13 protein-coding genes are annotated in these 22855 nt (G+C 38.5%); all 13 read right to left on the bottom strand.

Going from position 1 to position 22855, the window contains the following annotated elements; genetic code table 11:
* Positions 1-3: 3 nt before the first annotated feature.
* The gene (locus H5117_RS09355) at positions 4-1917 is read right to left on the bottom strand and encodes an ABC transporter ATP-binding protein (protein WP_024595573.1); all 1914 of its coding nucleotides are present in this window, start codon (positions 1915-1917) and stop codon (positions 4-6) included.
* Between the two features lie 15 nt (positions 1918-1932).
* Positions 1933-2172: a glutaredoxin family protein gene (locus H5117_RS09360; RefSeq protein ID WP_002961779.1), complete on the bottom strand. Its 240-nt coding sequence runs from the start codon at positions 2170-2172 to the stop codon at positions 1933-1935.
* Positions 2165-4282, bottom strand: a complete 2118-nt coding sequence (rlmKL, locus tag H5117_RS09365) for a bifunctional 23S rRNA (guanine(2069)-N(7))-methyltransferase RlmK/23S rRNA (guanine(2445)-N(2))-methyltransferase RlmL (protein ID WP_182737393.1) — start codon at positions 4280-4282, stop codon at positions 2165-2167. Before rlmKL ends, H5117_RS09360 begins: the two co-directional genes overlap by 8 nt.
* Positions 4283-4373: 91 nt before the next feature.
* Positions 4374-4904 carry a cell division protein ZapC domain-containing protein gene (locus tag H5117_RS09370; RefSeq protein ID WP_182692355.1) on the bottom strand — a complete coding sequence of 177 codons (531 nt, stop codon included), beginning with the start codon at positions 4902-4904 and terminating at the stop codon, positions 4374-4376.
* Between the two features lie 117 nt (positions 4905-5021).
* Complete coding sequence (pyrD, locus tag H5117_RS09375; RefSeq protein ID WP_165743190.1) at positions 5022-6032, bottom strand: quinone-dependent dihydroorotate dehydrogenase; 1011 nt, start codon at positions 6030-6032, stop codon at positions 5022-5024.
* Positions 6033-6152: 120 nt separating this feature from the next.
* On the bottom strand, positions 6153-10994 hold the full coding sequence (locus H5117_RS09380) for an NAD-glutamate dehydrogenase (protein WP_182737395.1): 4842 nt from the start codon (positions 10992-10994) through the stop codon (positions 6153-6155).
* Positions 10995-11202: 208 nt separating this feature from the next.
* Positions 11203-13524, bottom strand: coding sequence for an RND family transporter (locus H5117_RS09385; RefSeq protein WP_165723487.1), 2322 nt, complete (start codon positions 13522-13524; stop codon positions 11203-11205).
* A complete protein-coding gene (locus tag H5117_RS09390) occupies positions 13524-14519 on the bottom strand; it encodes a YCF48-related protein (RefSeq protein WP_182692351.1) in 996 nt (331 codons plus the stop codon). Before H5117_RS09390 ends, H5117_RS09385 begins: the two co-directional genes overlap by 1 nt.
* Positions 14520-14645: 126 nt before the next feature.
* Positions 14646-16010 carry a DUF1329 domain-containing protein gene (locus tag H5117_RS09395; RefSeq protein WP_165721954.1) on the bottom strand — a complete coding sequence of 455 codons (1365 nt, stop codon included), beginning with the start codon at positions 16008-16010 and terminating at the stop codon, positions 14646-14648.
* 13 nt (positions 16011-16023) lie between these two features.
* Positions 16024-18123: a DUF1302 domain-containing protein gene (locus H5117_RS09400; RefSeq protein ID WP_154903039.1), complete on the bottom strand. Its 2100-nt coding sequence runs from the start codon at positions 18121-18123 to the stop codon at positions 16024-16026.
* A gap of 252 nt (positions 18124-18375) precedes the next feature.
* On the bottom strand, positions 18376-18597 hold the full coding sequence (locus H5117_RS09405; RefSeq protein ID WP_010552655.1) for a DUF2835 family protein: 222 nt from the start codon (positions 18595-18597) through the stop codon (positions 18376-18378).
* Positions 18598-21192: an aminopeptidase N gene (gene pepN, locus H5117_RS09410; RefSeq protein WP_182737397.1), complete on the bottom strand. Its 2595-nt coding sequence runs from the start codon at positions 21190-21192 to the stop codon at positions 18598-18600.
* Between the two features lie 47 nt (positions 21193-21239).
* The gene (gene nhaC, locus H5117_RS09415; RefSeq protein ID WP_002961908.1) at positions 21240-22703 is read right to left on the bottom strand and encodes a Na+/H+ antiporter NhaC; all 1464 of its coding nucleotides are present in this window, start codon (positions 22701-22703) and stop codon (positions 21240-21242) included.
* Positions 22704-22855: the final 152 nt, after the last annotated feature.

Raw genomic sequence — 22855 nt, forward strand, 5'->3', positions numbered from 1 at the left:
TTACTACTGATTCTGTAATTCTTCAAGTTCTTCCCAGCGCTCAAGGGCAGCTTCAAGGTCAGACTCAAGTTGTGCTAAATGGTTCAATGCTTTAGTTGTTACATCACTCTCTTGTTTAAAAAAGTTTGCGTCACTCACTACAGCTTGTTGAGCTTCAATTTCAGCTTCTAGTTTTTCCATTTTATTCGGTAGTTGCTCTAATTCAAGTTTTAATTTGTAAGAGAGTTTATTTGTCTTAGCTGCTGGTTTTGCAGCTGGAGCGGCTACTTTTTCAACTTTTTTTACTGGTTGTTGCTGAATTTTTTTTTCTTGTTCAGCTAAGTAACCTACATAAGCTTCATAGTCGCTATAACCACCGACGATATCTGTTACTTTACCATTGCCTTCAAATGCCCATACACTAGAACATGTATTATCAATAAATTCTCGGTCATGGCTTACAATCAGCACTGTACCTTGATATTGATTAATAATGTCCTCTAGTAACTCTAACGTTTCAATGTCCAAGTCATTCGTTGGCTCATCGAGAACAAGTATATTAGATGGTTTTAAAAACAGTTTAGCTAATAGCAGTCTATTTTTTTCACCACCAGAGAGTGCTTTAACCGGGGTTCGAGCGCGTGCTGGAGGGAATAAAAAGTCTTGCAGGTAACCTAAAACATGGCGTGAACGACCGCCCATCATCACTTCTTGTTTACCTTCGGCAACGTTATCTTGAACAGTTGCTTCTTCGTCAAGTTTTTCACGGTATTGGTCAAAGTAAGCAAACTCTAAATTAACACCTTGCTTAGTAATACCACTATCAGGTTTTAAATCACCAAACATTAGTTTTAATAGTGTTGTTTTACCAATACCATTTGGGCCTACTAGGCCAATTCTGTCGCCACGCATTACAAGTGTCGAAAAATCATCAGCAATAACTTTGTCTTTAAATGCATGGCAAAGGTTCTTAGCTTCAAATACCAACTTACCTGAGCGATCAGCTGTTTCAATATTAAAGTCAGTTTTTCCAACTTGATCAACACGTTGCTTGCGCTCATTACGTAGCTGTTTTAGCTCTCGAACGCGCCCTTCGTTACGCGTTCTTCGCGCTTTAACACCTTGGCGAATCCACGTTTCTTCTTCAGCTAAACGCTTATCAAACAATGCATTTTGCGCTTCTTCTACTTTTAAATCATGCGCTTTTTGCTCTAGATAAGTCGCGTAATCACCTGGGTACGAAATAAGTTTACCGCGATCTAAATCTAAAATACGCGTAGCAACAGCGCGAATAAACGCACGGTCATGCGATATAAATACAATGCCGCCTTTAAATTCTTTTAAAAACTGTTCAAGCCACATTACACTAGCCATATCTAAATGGTTTGTTGGCTCATCTAGTAATAATAAGTCAGGCTCACTTACAAGTGCACGCGCAAGTGCTACTTTACGTAACCAGCCACCAGAAAGGGACTCAAGTTTAGCCTCTGGTGTTAATTCTAATTGTGTCAAAACTAATTGAATTCGGCTATCAAAACGCCAACCATCAGCGGCTTCAAGTTGGTTTGATAAACGTTCAAGTTTATTTAATAACTTATCAGTACATTGTGTTTGCAGTTCGTTGCTAACATGATGAAAATCAATGAGTAGGTTAGCGATTTCTGGCATACCCTGTGCCACGTAATCAAATACAGTTCCGCTTGCACCTTTTGGTGGATCTTGCTCTAAACGAGAAATTCGAATACCACCAAGCTGATTTATTTCACCGTCATCTAAAACAACTTGTCCATCGAGCACTTTTAATAACGTTGACTTACCCGCGCCATTTCGACCAACTACACACACTCTTTCGCCACTTTCTATAACGGCGTCTGCTTTGTTAAGCAAAGCATGTGTACCAAAAGCAAGTTGTGCTTTTAAAATTCTTATTAAATCCATAGTTCTTATTTGCTCTTATTCTGCTTGTGCTAAAAATTCGCGCACAGAGTGTAAAGTAAAAGGCCAATATAATTTCTCGCCTTTTTCACTTTTTAATACAGGAATAGTAATTTGATACTCAGCAATAAGCTGCTCATCAGTCATAATATCGATTAGTAATAACTCACTGTTGTCATTTAGTACATCAGTGATAAGTTGCTCAGCCTGTTCGCACAAGTGGCAACCATCAGTATGATATAAAATCCATTTAGCCATGCGTAATTAGCCAGCTATTATGGATTTTTTTATTACGTTTGAAGTCTGGTGATAGCGTTTTATCTGAGATATTAACGGCTTTTAAACCTAAACCAATCAGGCCAACTTCATCCATTACAAAACCACGTTTGTTATTAGAGAAAATCAAAGTACCTGATGGACTTAAGATCTTTTTAACCCACGTTAATAATTTAATGTGATCACTTTGCACATCAAACGCGTCTTTCATACGTTTTGAGTTTGAGAACGTTGGAGGGTCTAAAAATATCAAATCATATTGTGCTGTCGCATGCTCTAACCACTTTAAACAATCTGCTTGTTCAAAACGGTAACGTGTATTACTGATATTGTTTAAATCGAAGTTATCTTGGCCCCATTTTATATAGGTTTTAGATAAATCAACTGTTGTAATTGCTTTAGCGCCACCAAGTGCAGCATGCACAGAGGCTGTACCTGTGTATGCAAACAAGTTTAAAAAGCGCTTATCTTTCGCATTTTCTTGAATATAACGACGCATTAAACGGTGATCTAAAAACAAACCTGTGTCTAAGTAGTCAAATAAATTAACTTTAAACTTAGCACCAAACTCTTCAACTACCATAGTTCGGTTTTGTTTAGACATGGCCGTATACTGCTCTTCGCCCTTTTGCTTTTTACGCACTTTTACAGCAATATTTTCAGGTGAGATATCAAGTTGTTGCGAAGTCAACGTTATTACGTCTTGCAGGCGTTTTTCTGATGTTTTTTCATCAATTTCTTTAGGCGCTGCATATTCAAAAATAACCGCAGAATCACCGTAAATATCTACAGCAACATTGTACTCAGGGATATCCGCTTCATAAACACGATAAGCGTCTACTTTATTTTGTTTAAGCCAGTTTTTTAAGCCTTGCTTATTCTTTTTCAATCGATTTGCGAATGACGTAGAGCCCTCAAAATTAAGCGCTTTTTTATCATCGGTAGTCAAACTTACTTGCTTATCATCTAATTGATATAAGTTAAGTTCAACATCAAGTGGGCCATTTTTAAACTTATAACGCTTAAGGCGCACAAGTTTTAAAAGTTTAAATAAGCTCTCGTCCATACCTAGTAAGGCAAGTTTCCAATGATTAAAGTGCTTTTTAAAGCCAACACCTAAATTACGGTGTAAATCAACAAGCTCAGCCATAGAACCAATACGCTCACCGTATGGTAAGTTTGAGATTACAACACCCGGTAATTTGGCAACAGCAGTAAGTTTAGTTGCATCGCTTTGCTTAAACTTAATAACATCATCAAGCTCAGCACGTTTGGCATTATCAATCGCTTTATTTAAAACTTGTTCATCGTAATCGTGGCCAATTAACCACAATTTAGGATCGGTAATGTTAGCAAGTAACTCTTCTTTAAGTTCTTTAAACTTAGCGGCTCTAAAACTGGGTAAACGCTCAAAAGCAAAGCCTTCACGAAATAATCCCGGTGCTTCGTTTCGTGCCATCCCAGCCGCTTCGATTAAAATAGTACCCGCACCACAACATGGATCGAATAAAGGTTGTTTTACATTATCAAGCCAACCACTTCGTTTAATTAATGCAGCCGCTAAATGTTCTTTAATTGGTGCTTTACCTTGACCTTGACGGTAACCACGTTCAGACAAACGAGGGCCCGAATAGTCAATATACATAGAAACGCCGTAACGATTTAATCGTGCAACAACACGCACATTTGCATCTTGCTTATCAACGTTAGGACGCTGCTCGTATAAATCATTAAAGTAGTCAACAATCGCATCTTTTATTACAAGACCCGAAAATTGTGTGTTTTTTAATGAGTCATTGGTACCGTTGAAGTCGACAGCGAATGTTTGAGTTGGTCCAAACCACTCTTGCCAAGGTTGCGAGCGAGCAAAATTATACAGGCTATTCTTGTCATCTACGCCTTCTTTTTCTTCAATAAGCATAAGCACACGCGTTGCAAAACGACTTGATAAACAAACCTTTTGCGCCAGTAATGAGTCAGCCTCAAAACGAACAGAACCAACAGTTTGCTTAGACACAGTTGCGCCAAGTTCTGTTAGTTCATCAACCAATAAATTTTCGATTCCGATAGAAGTAAGTGCGATAAATTGCAAAGTAATAACCCTTAATAGCTAATTGCGCAGGATTATAACATAGGTTGGGCTACAAACACGCCATAAAGACACGCTTAAGACTTAAATTTGGTTAGGCGGTTTGACTTTGATATTGCTGATTTAGGATGGGGTGTACTCGATTATTCAAAATACGGATTACTTCAAATTGCGCTAAAGATAAGTTTTCGTCTAATTTAAAGGTTTCGCTTAAATTTAAGCAAATAGATGCATCAGGGCAATGCTCTACAATTAAAAAATCGCCAGTCTGCGTTTTAGATATTAATTTAACTATTGCTTCTACACTTGGCTCTGTTCCAGTGTACTCTTCAAAAAACCAGCTTTTTGATAAAACGGGTTTTAAGTGATATTTAACAGCGGTTGCATTTAGCGATATTTGACAAATTTGAGCAGCAGACCACAATTCAAACCCATCTAAATAGTTATAAACTTGTTCATAAAATGCAGCATCTTCTAGACTAAAACGTGGATTTTTAAAAACAGAATCGGTGAGTTGTCTTAACTTATAGGGCGTACATAATTGCATGTCGTCATTTAAATCAAGTAACAAACGATTTTTATTAGGACAAGTAATCCACTGCCATTGCTTTGATGCTTGTAACATTTACTCCTCCTTGGGTATGTTGAATAATTATTGCTCACAGTATAACCGCTTTTGACCACTTTTAAAATGCTTGCTTAGAACATTTATCGAACGATCAAAAGCTTAGATAACTGATCCTTATAAGCCGTTAACGATCGACTTTACCAATTGTGGACCTTTGTAGATGAACCCAGTATAAACCTGGACTAAATTTGCGCCTGCATCGAACTTTTCTTTTGCTGATTGCGCATCATCTATTCCGCCTACTCCGATAATTGGTAACTTACCTTGTGTTAAGCGTTTCAATTCACTCACTACCTCTGTAGAACGCATTCTAACTGGGTGACCTGATAAACCGCCGGCTTCTTCTGCATATAGCTGGCCCATAACTGCAGCTCGCTCAAGCGTGGTGTTGGTGGCAATTACACCATCGATTTTATTATTTAAAAGTGACTCACTTACTTGCTCTATTTGAATTTGATCTAGATCCGGTGCAATTTTTACAAGCATAGGCACTTGTTTATTGTGCTTTGCAACTAAATCTAGCTGTTCGTTTTTAAGACTTTGCAGTAAATCATCAAGTGCAGCACCATATTGCAAATCACGCAAGCCAGGTGTATTTGGTGATGAAATATTTACCGTAATATATGAGGCATGTTCAAATACTTTACGCATACAATGAATATAGTCATCTTTACCTTGTTCATTTGGCGTATCTTTATTTTTACCAATATTAATACCGAGTATGCCGCTGTATTTTGCTGCTTTTACATTTGCAACTAAGTTATCAACGCCTTTATTATTAAAACCCATACGGTTAATAATAGCGTTTGATTCTGGCAACCTAAAAATACGAGGTTTATCATTACCAGCTTGAGCACGCGGCGTAATAGTGCCAACTTCAATAAAACCAAAGCCCATTTGGCTGAATGCATCAATACATTCCGCATTTTTATCAAGGCCAGCTGCTAGCCCTACAGGGTTTTTAAATTTCAGACCCAAAAAGTCGACTGGCTTATCAGAAATATTTTGCGACCAAGCTAAATTTAAAGGTGTATTGGTAAAACGACGAAGATTATTAAGTGCAAACTCATGCGCCCACTCCGCATCACGGGTAAACATAAAACGGCGAGCTAAATCATAAAACATCAATATAATCCTCTTTTTAAATTTTAGACAAAAAAATACCTCAGACAAGGCTGAGGTATTGTATAACAATTTTAACAATCAGTTATTTATTTACTAAACAATTAACTGATTAAAGCTAAATTATTTTCCTGACGTATCACAATTGTGGCTTAACAACATAAGTTCACGAAGTGCAACCGAGAACTTAGCAAAGTCGTGGCTTTGTGATGTTTTAAACTCAGCCAGCATTTGTTTCCAGCGTTGAAGTAATGAATCTTGGCTATCCATCCACTCGTCTATTTGACTATCAACATCGCTCTCATCACCTTCAAAGCTATTTAATACAACTTCAGATAACGTACGTTGCTGCCAATCAAGCTCTTCTCGATAAGACGAGCGAGCAAGTGCTTGCCAATGATTTGCTACTGGTTGCTTAGTTATTTGCTCTAAGAACCAATGCAGACCCATTCTTGCACCTAGTTTAAAGTAAGTATTGGACACCATCGAAATACTCTTACCTGAACTATTCGCAACTTCTGCTAAATCCATCACAGAGAATAAGCTTGATAAAGAAACAATACGATTAGCTATATCTGTTGGAACGCCCGCGTCAATTAACTTATTGGCCTCAATTACAATACGATCATTTTCTTTTTCAATCATATACGTATTTAAGTTATCGCTTAAATCTTTAAAGGTTGGCGCAAAGAATTCAATTCCTTGTTCAATAGTTTGTGACTTATTACGGTGACGTAAGAACCAACGCGTTGCACGGCGCACAGTACGACGAAGTTGGTAAAGCATTTCAGTTTGAACTGCTGCTGGTATTTTATTATCAAGTGCACTAATAGAAGACCATGTTTCACGCATTTCAAATATTTCGCTAGCAATTGAGTAACACATTGCTATCTCAGCTTCATTAGCACCAGTTTCTTCATGCATACGTACCATGAAGTTTAAACCCATATCGTTAACGATACTGTTAGCAAGTTTAGTTGCAATAATTTCTTTACGAAGTGGGTGGTTGTTCATCGCATCGTTAAACTTCTCACGCAATGGACGTGGGAATGACTTAACAAGCAATTGGCGATAGTAAGGGTTTTCAGTAATTTCATCACTTACTAAAGACTCTTTTAATACCATTTTTGCGTAAGACACTAGCACTGAAAGCTCAGGACGAGTTAAGTCTTTACCTGCAGCGGCGCGTTCTGCCAATTCTTCATCACTTGGAATAAATTCGATAGCACGGTTTAACTTGCCTTCTTTTTCAAGCGCATGAATAAAGCGAATCTTTTCTTTGAGCGTTGAAGTTCCTTTAGACTGTGTAATTGAAATAGTATGTGTTTGACGGTAACAGTCTTTTAATACTAATTCAGAAACTTCATCTGTCATTGAGTAAAGTAGCTCATCACGTTGTTTACGTGTTAGGTCACCTTCAGCGACTAAGCCATTAAGTAAAATCTTAATGTTAACTTCGTTATCTGAACAGGCAACACCCCCTACGTTATCAATGAAGTCAGTATTAACACGACCACCTTTAGCTGCAAATTCAACACGACCTAATTGCGTTGCACCTAAGTTACCGCCCTCACCTATTATTTTAGCGCCTAAATCTCTACCATTGATACGTAGTGCATCGTTTGCACGATCCCCTACATCGGCATCAGTTTCTTTAGAGTGTTTAATGTATGTACCAATACCGCCATTCCACAGTAAATCAAACTCCATCATTAATGAGGCTTTCATTAACTCATTTGGTGTCATACTAGCTTTTTTAGTGCCCAACATTTTTTTCATTTCTGGGCTAAGCGTAATTGATTTAGCTGCACGAGAGAACACACCGCCACCGGCAGAAATTAGCTCTTTATTGTAATCTTCCCAAGAAGAACGCGGCATATTAAATAAACGTTCGCGTTCAGGGTAAGATGTAGCAGCATCTGGATTAGGGTCAACAAAAATGTGCATATGGTTAAAGGCAACTTGTAGACGAATATGCTTAGATAACAGCATACCATTACCAAATACATCGCCTGCCATATCGCCAATTGCTACTACTGTAAAATCGGTAGATTGACAATCAATATCCATTTCACGGAAATGTCGTTTAACTGACTCCCATGCGCCTTTTGCTGTGATACCCATTTTCTTATGGTCATAACCAACCGAGCCACCAGATGCAAATGCATCACCTAGCCAGAAATTGTATTCGTTAGCAATGCCATTTGCGATATCAGAGAAAGTAGCAGTTCCTTTATCCGCTGCAACTACTAGGTAAGCATCATCTTCATCGTGACGAACAACATCGCGCGCTGGTACTATTTCACCACGCTCAATATTATCAGTAATATCTAAAAGACCACGGATAAAGATTTTATAACACTCTTGGCCTTCTTTAATAAACGCTTCACGCTCAGTCGGTAGTTGTTTACATACAAAGCCACCTTTAGAACCTACAGGTACGATTACAGTATTTTTAACTTGTTGTGCTTTAACTAAGCCAAGTACTTCAGTACGGAAGTCTTCACGACGGTCGGACCAACGCAGACCACCACGTGCTACTTTGCCGTAACGTAAATGCACGCCTTCTACGCGCGGAGAATAAACAAAAATTTCAAACGCAGGTAAAGGAAGTGGTACATCAGGAATTAAGCTAGGTTGTATTTTAAACGACACATAAGACTTAAACTGTCCGGCATCGTCTTTTTGGAAATAGTTAGTACGCAGCGTCGCAACAATCATATCAACGTATAAACGTATAATACGGTCATCATCAAGGTTTGCTACATTTTCAAGCTCTAAATAAATTTGCGTGCTTAGCTTTTCAAGTGTTTTAGCACTTGCAGGGCTTTTAACTGAGAACTTTTTAGCAAACAAGTTAACAATTTGCGCTGCGATATTTGGATAATTTGCAAATGTACTTTCTATGTAGCTTTGTGAGAAAGTTACACCAATTTGACGCATGTACTTAGCGTACGCACGTAAGATAGATGCTTCGCGGCCTGTTAGGCCACCCATTAACACTAAACGGTTAAAACCATCGTTTTCAAGACGGTTGCCCCAAACATTTGTTAATGCAGCACGAAAACGTGCTGAGATTTTATCAAAATCTGCCATCCCTTTGCTGTCAATAAGCATCGAGAAGTCCATGATCCAGTTGATACGACCATCGCTAGTTTTAACTGAATATGGTGTTTCACCAACAACACGAAGGCCAAAGTTTTCAAGCATTGGCATAACATCAGATAAGTGAATCGGCTCATCTTTATGGAATAAGCTTAATCGTACAATATTGCTGTTTGCTTCTTCTTGAGGACGATAAAACAGCATTTCTAGTTTGTTTTCATCGCTAAGTAGTTCTAACTTTTCAATATCAACAACCGCAGCACTTGGAAGCACTTCATCTTTGTATGAGCGTGCAAACGCGTTACAGTATTTACGATTTAAATCGTTACCACGAGCTTCACCCGCAGACTCTAAAAGTGCAGATTGAAGTTTATCTTCCCACGTACGTGCAGCTTCTACTAAATTGTTTTCGATGTCTTTCACGTTATATTCGATCTTGTTGTCGGTCACACGAACGGTGTAATGAGTACGCGCCAGTGTTGACTCAGAGAAATAAGTAGTAAATTCAACTTTATCGTCAGAATTAAATGCATTAGCTAATATATCTTGCGTTTCACGACGAAGAGCCGTGTTATAACGCTCGCGAGGTACATAAACCATACAAGATAAAAAACGACCATACGCATCTTTACGTACAAACAAGCGACACATATCGCGCTCTTGTACTTGTAACACACCCATAGCAACTTCAAGTAGCTCACCTTCGCGCGCTTGAACTAGCTCATCACGTGGGTAGGTTTCTAAAATATTTAAAACAGCTTTGTAAGCGTGAGTACCTTTAGCAAAATCACACATTTCCATAATGCGATTAATTTTACTTTTTAACACAGGTACATCAGTAGCACTGTTATTGTAAAAGCTTGATGAAAATAAACCGATAAAGCGGTCTTCACCAATTACATTGCCTTCATCGTCAAAACGCTTAATGCCTACATAATCGATGTAAGCTGGACGATGAACACGAGAAACAGAGTTAGTTTTTGTTAAAATCAGTAGGTTGCTGCTACGAGCTTCTTGACGTGCAACTTCAGGTAATTCTGATAATAAGCGAGTGTGTTCTTCAGTTGAGTTTTTCATCAAGCCTAGGCTTGTATCCATTTTACCTTTTAGTTGGTAATCACCTTGAACTGGGCTTAACTCATATTCACGGTAACCCATTAGGGTAAAATTATCTTTAGCTAACCAATCTAAAAACTCAGTTGTTTCTGAAACTTCATCTTTACTTTTATTATGATGACGATTAGGTAACTCTTTAGTAACTGCAATCAATTTTTTACGGATTGGTTGCCAATCATCAACAGCAACTGATACATCAACTAGCACAGACTCTAATTCTTTTTTGAAAGACTCAATCACAGAAGAATCTGTTTGACGGTCAATTTCAATAAAAAATACTGTTTTAGTAGATGAAGATTCTTGCTCTGCTTTTAAATTTGATAATCCAGAAATTTTAGTGTTTTCATCACGCTTAATTTTTAATGGGCAGTGAAGTAATAAGTGAGAGGCGATATTTTCACGAGTCATGGCCATACGAACAGAATCAACTAAGAACGGCATATCTTTAGTGATAATTTCAACGATTGTATGTGATGACTGCCAGCCATCTTTTGCCACTTCTGGATTGAAAACGCGGATAACTGCGTCGTCAGTAGTATTTTTTTCTAGCGAGTTCCAAAGGCTTAATGCTGCGCCATATAGGTCACTATCGTTGCGGTTTGCCAAATCCTCTTTAGACATATTGCTGTACAAGGCTTTGGCGAATTTCTCAACGAGTAACACATTATCAGCGCGAACTTTTTTCTGGATCAGTTTACAGACATTATCTAGGATAACCGAGGCTTGGCCTTCATTTCGTGTCATTGTATGTTCCTTAATCTATTACTGCTAAAAGCAGAATATTTGTACAGCGTATTATTAGCGTGGAGTCAGTTAAATTCTAACCCTTTTACAGCTAATAAACAGCCTTTTCGATGAAAACATTTTAAGCATTTCAGCTATTTGGTCATCTATTCACAAAATATAGATATAAATGGCCATTACTGGCCATTTAGGAGCAAAAGTATTCACATTATTTTTTCTGGTCAGTCCAGAGAAGGCTACCAATTGCAGGTAATAACAACACTGCACCTAACATATTCACTAAAAACATGAAGGTTAATAGTATACCCATATCAACTTGGAATTTAAGATCTGAGAATATCCAAGTGCTCACACCAATAGCTAATGTAATACCAGTAAATAGAACCGCGCTGCCACGCTCAACAAGCGCATTTCGATAAGCAACACTAAGCGGTACGTTTTGCTTAAGCTGCCCCATCATCGACGACAGTATATAAATACCGTAATCAACACCAATACCTACACCTAATGCAATTACAGGTAAAGTAGAAACTGTTAAGCCTATTTCCAGCTGTACCATAAGTGCTTGGGCAAGGGTTGATACAATATAAAGCGGTAATACCACGGCTACTGTTGCTTTTACGCTTCTAAAGCTCATTAAACATAAAATAATAACGGCACCATAAACGTAAAGCATCATGGGTATTTGTGCTTCTGATACAGACTCATTAGTAGCTGCCATTACGCCCACAGGTCCTGACGCTAATTTAAATGCTAGTTTTTCAGTGCCCTCTTCTTGTGCAAATTGCTTAACACTCTTAATTACGGTATCGATAGTTTGTGCTTTATGATCATCTAAGAATATAATCACTGGCATAACTGAACAATCACCGTTAAGTAAGCCTGTACTAGTTTCAACTCGAGACGTTGACTGTACTAAGCTTGCTGAATTTCGTGGCAAACTCTGCCATTTTAAATTGCCTTCGTTGTAGCCCGCGTTAACCGATTGAGCTACAGAGCTCAAACTTACAGCAGACTGCACACCGGCCACATTCTCAACTTTGTATTGAAAACGGCTTATACGCTCCATCACATCATGCTCAGTACATGCTGCAGGATACGCCTCTACAATTACTTTTAAAATATCAGACGAGATAGTGTACTTATCCGAAATTAAAAACGTGTCTTGGTTATAACGGGCATCTTGATGCAGAGATGGCGCGCCTGCGTGTAAGTCACCTATACGCATTTTATCTGCTTGCCAGTAGCCTAGAGCAAATAAAACAAGGGTAAAACCGATAATCATTTTAGCGATTTTAGGATCGGTTGCTTTTACTAAAATGTCTCTGATCTTATCAAGTATATTAGGCTTCTCAGCATCACCAGATTGAATATGTACACTGTTTTCAAAGTTCATGTACGACGCCCAAACTGGCAGCAAAATTAAATTTGTAAATATAATTACTGCCACACCTAAACTCGCTGTAATAGCAAGTTCGCGGATAATACCAATATCAATAGTAAGTAATGTTAAAAAGCCTACGGTATCTGAAAGCAGTGCAATACCACCAGGTATTAATAAAGCCCTGAAACTTGACTGACAACAAATTCGCGTGCTTTTTCCTTCACCTACTGTTTTGCCAATAGCATTAATCATCTGCACACCATGGCTTACACCTATAGCAAAGACTAAAAACGGCACCAAAATAGACATAGGGTCTAGTCCAAACCCTAAACTTGAAAGCAGGCCTAATTGCCAAATAACGGCAATAATAGAACACGCGATAGGCAAAATAGTTAGCTTTAAACTGCCACAAAATAGCCAAACCATAATAAAGGTAAAGGCGATAGCAATGGCAAAAAATACGACTACCCCTTTTGCGCCTTCAGCTATATCACCAGCCATTTTTGCAAAGCCAATAATATGAATACTTACTTTGTCTGTACTTAAAGGCTCTCTTAAATCACTTTCTAGTTTTTGTGCAAAAGCTAATGTGTCTAATTTTTGTTGTGTTTGGGGATCTGTTTCTAAAAGTTGAGCCGTTACCATTGCACACGAGTAATCGCTGGCAATCATACGCCCTACAACTTTTGCTTTTTCAATGTTTTCCTTTACTACACCTAATCCACGCGTATCAGCTTTAAAGTTTGCAGGAATAATTGGACCACCGGCAAAGCCATCTTCTACTACTTCTACAAAGCGAGCACTAGGTGAAAATATAGAATTCACTAAAGGACGATTTACACCAGGAATAAAATAAAGCTGATCGTGAACCGCTTTTAATTGAGTAAAAAATTCTGGATTAAATATATCTCCGCTGTCGTCACATACTGAAATTAAAATACTGTTTGCACCACCAAACTGTTTTTCATGTTTAGTGTATACCTTCATGTAATCGTGATTTAACGGGATATTTTTATTAAACGATGCATCAAGTTGAATTTGAGTCGCTTTAAATACAAGTAAACAGGTTATAAGTGCAAAACTTATAAGCATAATTAAGCGATGTCTAAAAATCGCCTTTTCAATAAAATCGAGTAACTTATGCATTAAGGGGTTAACTCCTTCACTTTAATGCCATCTTCTGTAGCCATGATCAATCTGTTATCTAAAATTACACCATCAAGAATCGCTTTACCGTCAGCAAGCTGCTCATGGGTGAGTAACCCATCTTGAAGATGAAAAATAACGCCACTATTAGCGAGCATGAGCCATTGTTTGTTATTATAATTAATGATGTTGTTAATCGTCGCTGTTTTAACATTTTCAAAATGCTGCCACTGCTTTTCGCCACTTTGCTTTGCAAAAACATTACCTCGTAGCCCCGCCACAATTTCTTGAGTGCTATCAGAGGCAACTGCAAAGAATGAACCGGGATAAACTTCTTCTATTCTTTGCCAAGTTTGACCATCGTCAATGCTTCTGGCCATTAAACCCATTTCACCAACGAGCATTAATCCATTGTCTGTTTTTTCTATACGATTAAAGTGCGGTAAGATAGAAGCAGTTTCCGCTTCGTATCCTTGTGGGTCATTTTCTTTTAAATCGTTTAAGTAATCACGATCATCACTAAAAAGTAGCGAATCTAAAAAGCGTTTTTGCCAATGTTGACCACCGTCTGCAGTTTGATAAAACATGCCATATGCGCCCACTGCAAAACCTTTTAAGTCATCTTCAAATAAAATATCTAAACATGGTTTGTCTAATTCAGGTAATGCTTGTTGTAGCTGCCAATTAACGCCACCGTCAGTAGTATTTATGATTGTTGCATCGTGGCCACACGCCCATCCATTATTTTCGTTACTAAAATCAACGGCAGTTAAGAGCACTTGAGTTGGAACTAGCTCAGCTTGTTGCCATGAATCACCCGATGTACTTTTAATAACAGTACCGTGTTTACCAACAGCAATTAAGCCATTACCCGTGTTAGTTATATCAGTGAGTAAGGTTTTAGCTGCATTTGTTGCACTGATTGCATAGTTAGGGGCTTCTTGTGCAACACTCGCACCGCTTATTATCAGGCTGGCATATACCAAATACTTCATAAATTTTAATCGCCTTGTACGAGAGAGTTGTTTGTCTTTTTACTAGGGAGTGCGTTGCGCGCTGTAAGACAAACGCGATGAGAAAGGAAAAGGCACTTAACATATTGTTAAGTGCCTAGTTTAATACTATCTACCTGCGCGACGTAAAGCGCTTGAAGTAAATTCGTTATCGTTAAACGACTGTGAAAAATCGTACATTTTTTCTTGGTTATCTAAACCAATTGCTAAATAACGACGAGAATTCAAATCATGATAAACCTCAAGAGTACTCCACTGTGTAGGAACTTCGTAATAGTTAAGGCCATAAGCCATGGCTACACGGTAAAGTTGGTCGCGGTTATCATAAATATCAGTTACCTGTACTTGCCAGCTATCTTCATCAATGTAAAACACACGCTTTTTATAGATATGGCGTGTATCATCTTTTAAGTTAGCTTCAACAACCCAAACACGATGTTTTTCGTAACGTGTATGTTCTGGGTTAATATGGCCAGGCATTAAAATATCATCGTACTCTAGCTTGTCGCTATGAAGTTTATAGCTGTTGTAAGGTATGTATAACTCTTGCTTACCCTTTAGCGTCCAGTTGTAACGATTTGGTGAGCCATTAAACATATCAAAATCATCGGTAGTGCGCAGGCTATCTGCAGCTGTGCCTGGTGCATCATATGCAACATTAGGTGCACGACGAACACGACGTTGCCCCGAGTTATAAGTCCATGCTTGGCGCGGCGTTAATATTTGGTCCATTGTTTCATGAACTAATAATGCAGTACCCGCTAAACGTGCAGGCTCTGTAACGCTTTGTTTAAACTTAAACAAAATGTTTGAGTCTTGTAGCTCTGCAGGTGTTGCGCTTGGGTCTGAGTATTTAACTAATAGCTGCTCATCAAAACCAACATAGTTGTAAGAGCCAGATGCAGTCGGTGCAGCTTGACCACCAAAGCGCTCAATAGACTGGCCACGGTAACGTAATAAGTGATTCCAAATTGCCTCTAAACCTGTTTTAGGAATAGGGAAAGGAATACCTATCGCGGTATTTTTAATACCGTTACCGCCTTCGATTAATTCAGCAGTCGGTGCAAACTTTTTAGTCGCGTCATAAACAAACTGAGGGTACGAAGCTGAGCGGCGTGTTTCATACACTGGCATTTTAAATGTGTCTGGGTATGCTTCAAATAAAGCAATTTGACCCGGACTTAAATTGGCTTTGTACTTTTCAATATTACTTTTATCGATAGTGAAAAGCACTTTATCAGCTGTAAATGGGTCAAGATGATGCATACCAGCTTCATAACCTGCAGGCGCTGTTGTAATTCCATTATTCCACGCTGGAATAGAACCATCAGCATTCGCAGCTTTTTCTGCACCCATTGGCGTTAAGTTTTGACCTAATTGAGCAACTTCATCAGCGTTTAATTTAGCCAAGGCTGCGCTGCTTGCAAACAAACTACAAAATGCTGTAGCGATGAGGGTAGGTTTTTTAATCATAGTAATGTTACCCCTAAATAGAATATTTTAAGTTAAAAGAAACGTAATCGCGGTCTGAGAATGTATTAACACCGCCACCGCCCCAAAACGAGTTATAGCTCACATCAAGTGACCACGCATTTTGGTAGTTAAAGTTCATCGTAGCACCTAAAGATTTACGATCTTCGATAAATAAGAACATAGGATCTGGTGTATTACCGTTTACGTCATGAGAAAATACAAAACGTGGTGAAAAGTTAATACCTTTGTAAAAGTTGAAGTAATCGCCTTTCGCAATTAGGCGGTAACCCCAAGACGATGCTGTAGCGAATGATTTCTCTTCAGCGCCATTTGATAGACCAAGTTGCAATGTTGAATAATCAGTAGTACCTGGGCCTGTTATTGTGCCACTACGGCCAGTGCCTGATACATTTAAACGCATTTCGTCATAGCCAGGCATATCGTGAATTTTAACTACACCCACTTCACCAACTACAGCCCAGCTATCAGCACCTAATGAAGGACCAAATAAATGTGTTGCTGTAAATTGAATTTGTGATGTATCACGTTCAATGTAGCCTTTGGCAACTTCACCTGCACCAACTGAGCTTACCGCATCGCCTATACTCATTTGCGAAATACCCGCAAAATCAGGACGAATACCAGCAACCGCCAATTGCTCAGGCATAGCTGTGTAAAGTAACTCTACGTCATCAATTTGTAGCGGTTCATCTTGGCGAAAAGCAAATTCACCCGCGAAGGCTGTTTCGCCAATAGTCGTATTAAAACTTAAACCATATAACTTAATATCTTCAGGGTACTCGTTTTCAGCTTTAGAAAAAGCAGTTAAATCAGCAACATTATCTGACGTGATTTCTGTTGTCATGATCATCGCTAAATCTTGGGCAATTGCAGCTTGTGAAAAGTTTGATACGCGACCAGATATAAGCGGACGACGGCTATGATAATTCACGTGATAGAGTGCAATTTCAGTATCATTAAATTCAGGTAAAAATACACCTAAACGTAAACCATACTGACCGCCATCTTCAGGCTCTGTTTTACCATTATCTCCTTTACCTTTTAAAGCAACTTTAGTTGGGTATGCAAGATACATTTGAGCTAATAAAGCACTTCCTTCTGCACTTGAAGGATCAATACCTTGTGCTGCTGCGGCCAATGCAAAATCAGATGTTAAGTTATTCAAGCTATCTGTTAAAAAAGCAACATCAATATCAGGATTAGACGTAAAACCTAATTGAACATTCTGCTGATAACCATTTTCTGCTGCAAAGTCATTAGTCGAAAAATACGTACCAGCTGCGGGTAAACGCGTTTCTTGCCATTGGTATTGGTAGAAACCTTCAAGGGTAATGTTGTCAGTAATGCCAAGCGATGCCCAAAGCATGCCTACAGGTATGAATGCTTCTTTAAGCTCAGCACCTGGCGCTTTCAATCGGTCTATATCAACTGGGTTTACGTTAATACCATGAGATATAAGTGTACTCTCACCCCAGTTAACTACTTGTTGACCTAAACGGACAGATAAAGGGTTATTACCATCATTTAAATCAAAATCAGCCCACACAAACGCATCTAATAAACGAATATCTGCACAACTTTGCGCTTTAGTGTCTTTATCATCACACGGATCAACCCCCTGCCCTGATGTAGGATTTGAATATGCATGATAGCCATCCATCAACGCAAAGTCATAAAAATACATGAAGCGAGTGAACAAACCGTAGTTATCTTTATTTATTGAAAGGTCGTGTGTTCCCTTCAAAAGTTTTGAAAATGAGTCACCACTGTCAAAATTTAAATTACCAGCATCACCATTATTTGAATAAGAGCCAGGTTGAGCCCATACATCTTGAGATGAGTAAATAGTGTTGTTTAGCGCAGGGTTGTAACCTGTCCAATCAAATGCCGGATTGTTACTTTTACCAATTAGGCTAAAGTCTCTGTCTTCTACGCGAACACTTTGCCCATATGAAAAGGTTGAATCGAAGGTAATGTCAAAACCTCCAGCTTCAAATGTTACAGCTTGTGTACTTGCTGCAGATAAACCTAAGCTAGCGGCTGCTATGCCTATAGCGATTCTATTTTTAACAAAAAGCGATCTTCTTATCATTTTGGTTCCCCCCTGTCGCGGGTCATTTTGTGTGATCAAGTTATTGTTTTTAGTGTAATCATAACGATAGAAGCGAATCAGTGAAATTACAAATACTCGCTCTAATCTTCCGTATACTTTATATTTTGGTTGACGCTTACGTATTGGTAAGACGTCGTACCAGATAATTTATACACGCAATTTAACAATAGGACAAATTGAAATTAACAAAAATACAATATTTTTATGTATATATAACATAAAAACCGAGTGTCAGGCCACTCGCTCTAGGCGGATAAACTTGTTTTCGGGGGTTAATAAGAGTCTAAAACGGCCACGTACACCTAAACTTGAAATGAAGGGCCTCAAATGTGTAGCAGCAAAACGAATCGTTTTACCGCCATCTTCTACAACTTGTAAAGAGCTAAAACGGCCATGGTAGTAATCCATGCACTCGTTATAGCTCAATCTTAAGGTAAAATAATACTCAATCATTTATGCGAGCGCTTTTTCAACCTTTTCATACAAATCAGCACTTAGCCCATCTAGATTAGCTAAGCGTTGTAATTGCAGTTTCATTGCTTGAGAGCGAACATCATCGTAACGCTTCCATGACATGAACGGTGTTAGCATACGAGACGCATTTTGTGGATTAATTGCATTAAGTTTTATTAACAAGTCACCTAATAACGTATAGCCTTGGGCATCTGAGCGATGAAATTGTGCTGTATTAAAGTGACTAAAGCTTCCTACAAGTGCACGTACACGGTTCGGGTTTGAAAAATCAAAACACGGATGTTCGTAAAGTGCCTTAATATTATCTATAGCTTTATTGCCTGACTGCATAGCTTGCAGTGCAAACCACTTATCCATCACTAAAACGTCATGGCGCCATTGACTATCAAAATGACTCAAAAGCTCATCTTGTATAGGGTGGGATGCTTTTACCACTGCGCTTAGTGCACCAAGTACATTGGTCATGTTAGTCGAACTTGCGGCTTCTTTAATAAAGCCTACAGCCTCTGGCTTTTGAGTTTTAGCCAAATAATGCAAGCATATTTGTTTTAAAGCGCGCTTAGCAACGGAGCTTGCACTTATACTGCCATCATCTTCAAGAGATTCGTAACAAGCAAGCAGTTCATCAGCAAGTTCGTCAGCAATTTGTTGCTCAAACTTTTCTGTTATTTCAATAATCTCATCTACAGGTATTACTTCAAATTCAGCGGCTAATGTATCAAAACTTGGCAGTTTAAACAGCTCTGCAATTAAGGCTAAATCGCCCTCTTTGGTGTTTATAAGTACACGTAGCGCATTTATAGTTTCACTGCTTAACACGCTATTAGTTGTGTCGGTAATCTGAGATTTAATCGCTTTAATAAATAGCTGCTGTTGTGCATCCCAACGTGAAAAATCACTGCGTGCAAAACGCATAATATGTAATAGTTCGGGCTCTGTTGTTTGCTGATTTAAAATACAAGGTGCAGAAAAATCTTCGAGTAAAACCGCAACAGGCTTTTCTAAGATATTATCAAAGCTAAATGTTTGAGTCGTACTTGTTACATCAAGCACATGATCTAGTTTCTTACCATTATATTGCGGAGCAATACTTTTCCCATTCGCATCAAGTAGTTCAATAGCAAAAGGTATATGAAGTGGTTTATTGTCTGGCTGATTGTCCGGTGCTGCTTGTTCTATTGTCAATGTATACGTATTTGAACTGCTATCAAAATGTTGTATTGCATTTAAGCGCGGTGTACCCGATTGGCTATACCACAGCTTAAATTGCTCTAAATTAACACCTGATGCATCGCTCATTGCACTGACAAAGTCATCACATGTTACTGCTTGCCCATCGTGGCGCTCAAAGTAAAGTGTCATCCCTTTTTGAAAATTAGTTTCACCCAGTAACGTGTGCATCATACGGATAACTTCAGCACCTTTATCGTATACTGTTACAGTATAAAAGTTATTCATTTCAATAACTTTTTCAGGACGAATTGGATGCGCCATAGGGCCTGCATCTTCGCTAAACTGATGCGTACGCATTACTTTAACTGCATCAATTCGGTTAAGTGCACGAGAGCCTAAATCACTACTAAACTCTTGGTCTCTAAATACGGTTAACCCTTCTTTTAGCGATAACTGAAACCAATCTCTACAAGTAACTCGGTTACCTGTCCAGTTATGAAAGTACTCATGCCCTACAATGGATTCAATCGTATGGTAGTCTTTGTCTGTCGCTGTTTCTTGATTAGCTAATACACATTTACTATTAAAAACGTTTAGCCCTTTATTTTCCATCGCGCCCATGTTGAAAAAATCGACGGCTACAATCATATAAATATCAAGGTCATACTCTAAATTAAAGCGTTCTTCATCCCATTGCATTGCTTTTTTAAGTGAAGCAATGGCATGAGGTGTTTTAGATAAATTACCCTTATCAACAAATAATGCTAACTCTACGTCTTTGCCGCTTTTAGTCGTGTAAGTATCTTTCAAAACATCAAAATCGCCCGCTACAAGTGCAAATAAATAGCTCGGCTTTTTAAATGGGTCTTGCCATTTCACAAAATGACGACCATCTGATGTTTCACCGCTATCTACTTGATTACCATTAGAAAGAAGTTGTAGATACTTTTTATCCGCAATAATAGTTACATCAAACGTGGCAAGTACGTCAGGGCGATCCATGTAATAGGTGATTTTTCTAAACCCCTGCGCTTCGCACTGTGTGCAATACGCACCGCCCGATAAATATAAACCTTCTAAAGAAGTATTTGTCTCAGGTGATATCTCGGTCACAATACTTAATTGGCAACTATCCGGTAGGTTATTAATTATTAGCTGCTCACCGACAATTTCATAATCCGTTATATCAACTGTATCAACAGATAAAGACAGTAAACTCAAATCAATACCATCAAGCACTAAAGGTGCTTTTTTATCACCAACTCGGGTAAGTGTTAGTAAAGAGCTTACTTTGGTTGATAAAGGCTGTAAGTCAAATGTTAGCTCTGTGTGGTCAATTAGAAAGTCAGGAGCTTTATAGTCTTTAAGATATTGTGCTTGAGGTTTACTTGATTCAGTCATAGATACTCCAAAGCAGCTCCTTTTCAGTTAAAAGGAGCTGCTTAAAATTAGGCAGATTGTTTTGGCTTAATACGTAAAATTTTAATGCCTAAGTAGGCATAAACAACCGCTAAAACAGGGTTAATTAAGTTAAAGAAAGCGTAGAGTGCATAATCAAAAGGGTTTATAAGTAAAACGCTTTGCATGTATGCGCCACACGTATTCCATGGAATTAGTGGGCTAGTAATTGTACCGCCATCTTCCAATGTACGAGATAAGTTAACAGGCTTCAAACCACGTTTTTCGTATTCATCTTTAAACATACGTCCCGGTACAACAATCGCTATATATTGATCGGCCGCTATTACGTTAGTTCCTATACACGTAGCTATTGTCGCCGCAATTAACGACCCCGTGCTTTTAGCTATTTTAAGTATACTTTTTACGAAAATATCCAAAAGACCTGTTTTTTCCATAATGGCACCAAACATCAGTGCAGTCATAATCAGCCATGTAGTTGTAAGCATACCAGCCATACCGCCACCGCTGAGTAAGGAATCCATCTTATCATCGCCGGTACTTATGCTAAAACCATCAAAGAAAGTAGTCCAAACAAGTTTGAAGTAGCCAACTAGCTGTCCTTGAGAAACATCAATTTGGCTAGCAATTAGATCAGACTGAAACAACATAGCCCAAACAGCGCCCACAACAGCACCAATTGAGATAGCAGGAAATGCTGGCATTTTTTTAATAGCTAAAACTAAAAGTACGATTAACGGGATCAGCATTTCAAAACCAATATTAAAGTTTTGCTGTAAAATAGCCGTTATTTCATCAATGCGCCCTGCTTCGCTTGAAGCTGTTGCATTAAAGCCCATGAATATAAATATAATTAGTGCAATTACAAAACTCGGTACTGTCGTCCACAGCATATGTTGAATATGCTCAAACAAATCAGCGCCAACAACTGCTGGTGCTAGATTGGTTGTTTCTGACAGCGGGCTTAGCTTATCACCAAAGTACGCGCCAGATATAACTGCACCTGCGGTTACTGTTTGCTCAAGTCCAAGACCCGTAGCAACACCCAATAAAGCAACACCTATCGTAGCAGCCGTGGTCCAAGAACTACCAATACTCATTGCTACAATGCCACAAATTAAACAACTCGCTGCATAGAACCAACTTGGATTTATAACTTGTAAGCCATAATAAATTAGAGTTGGTACAGTCCCAGAAAGTAGCCAAGTACCAATTAATGCACCTACCATAAGTAAAATTAAAATAGCACCAAGTGAAAGCGTTATGCCTTCGATCATAGCTTGTTCTAATTTTTTCCATGTGTAACCGTTTTTAAGACCAATTAAAGCCGCTGCAAAAGTGGCAAATAAAAGTGCTATTTGGTTAGGACCGGATGAAGAGTTGTCACCGAATAAGTATACAGCCGCGCCAAGTAAACAGATTAATACAGAGATAGGAATTAATGCATCAAAAAACGAGGCAGGCTTGATTGGTTTATCTTCCAATGGCTTCAAAATAGAGACTCCTACACACACTTGCTGTGTGTTTAATTATTATTTTTAGCACGTAAAGCGCATTAATTGAGCGTCATTAATCCAGCTCAACTTTATGTAATCGAAGATTATAACAATTTAGTAAATTTTAGGTAGTAAAAAAGGCGCCAATG

This window comes from Pseudoalteromonas sp. SG45-1, assembly GCF_014164135.1.
Taxonomy (GTDB): Bacteria; Pseudomonadota; Gammaproteobacteria; order Enterobacterales; family Alteromonadaceae; genus Pseudoalteromonas; species Pseudoalteromonas distincta.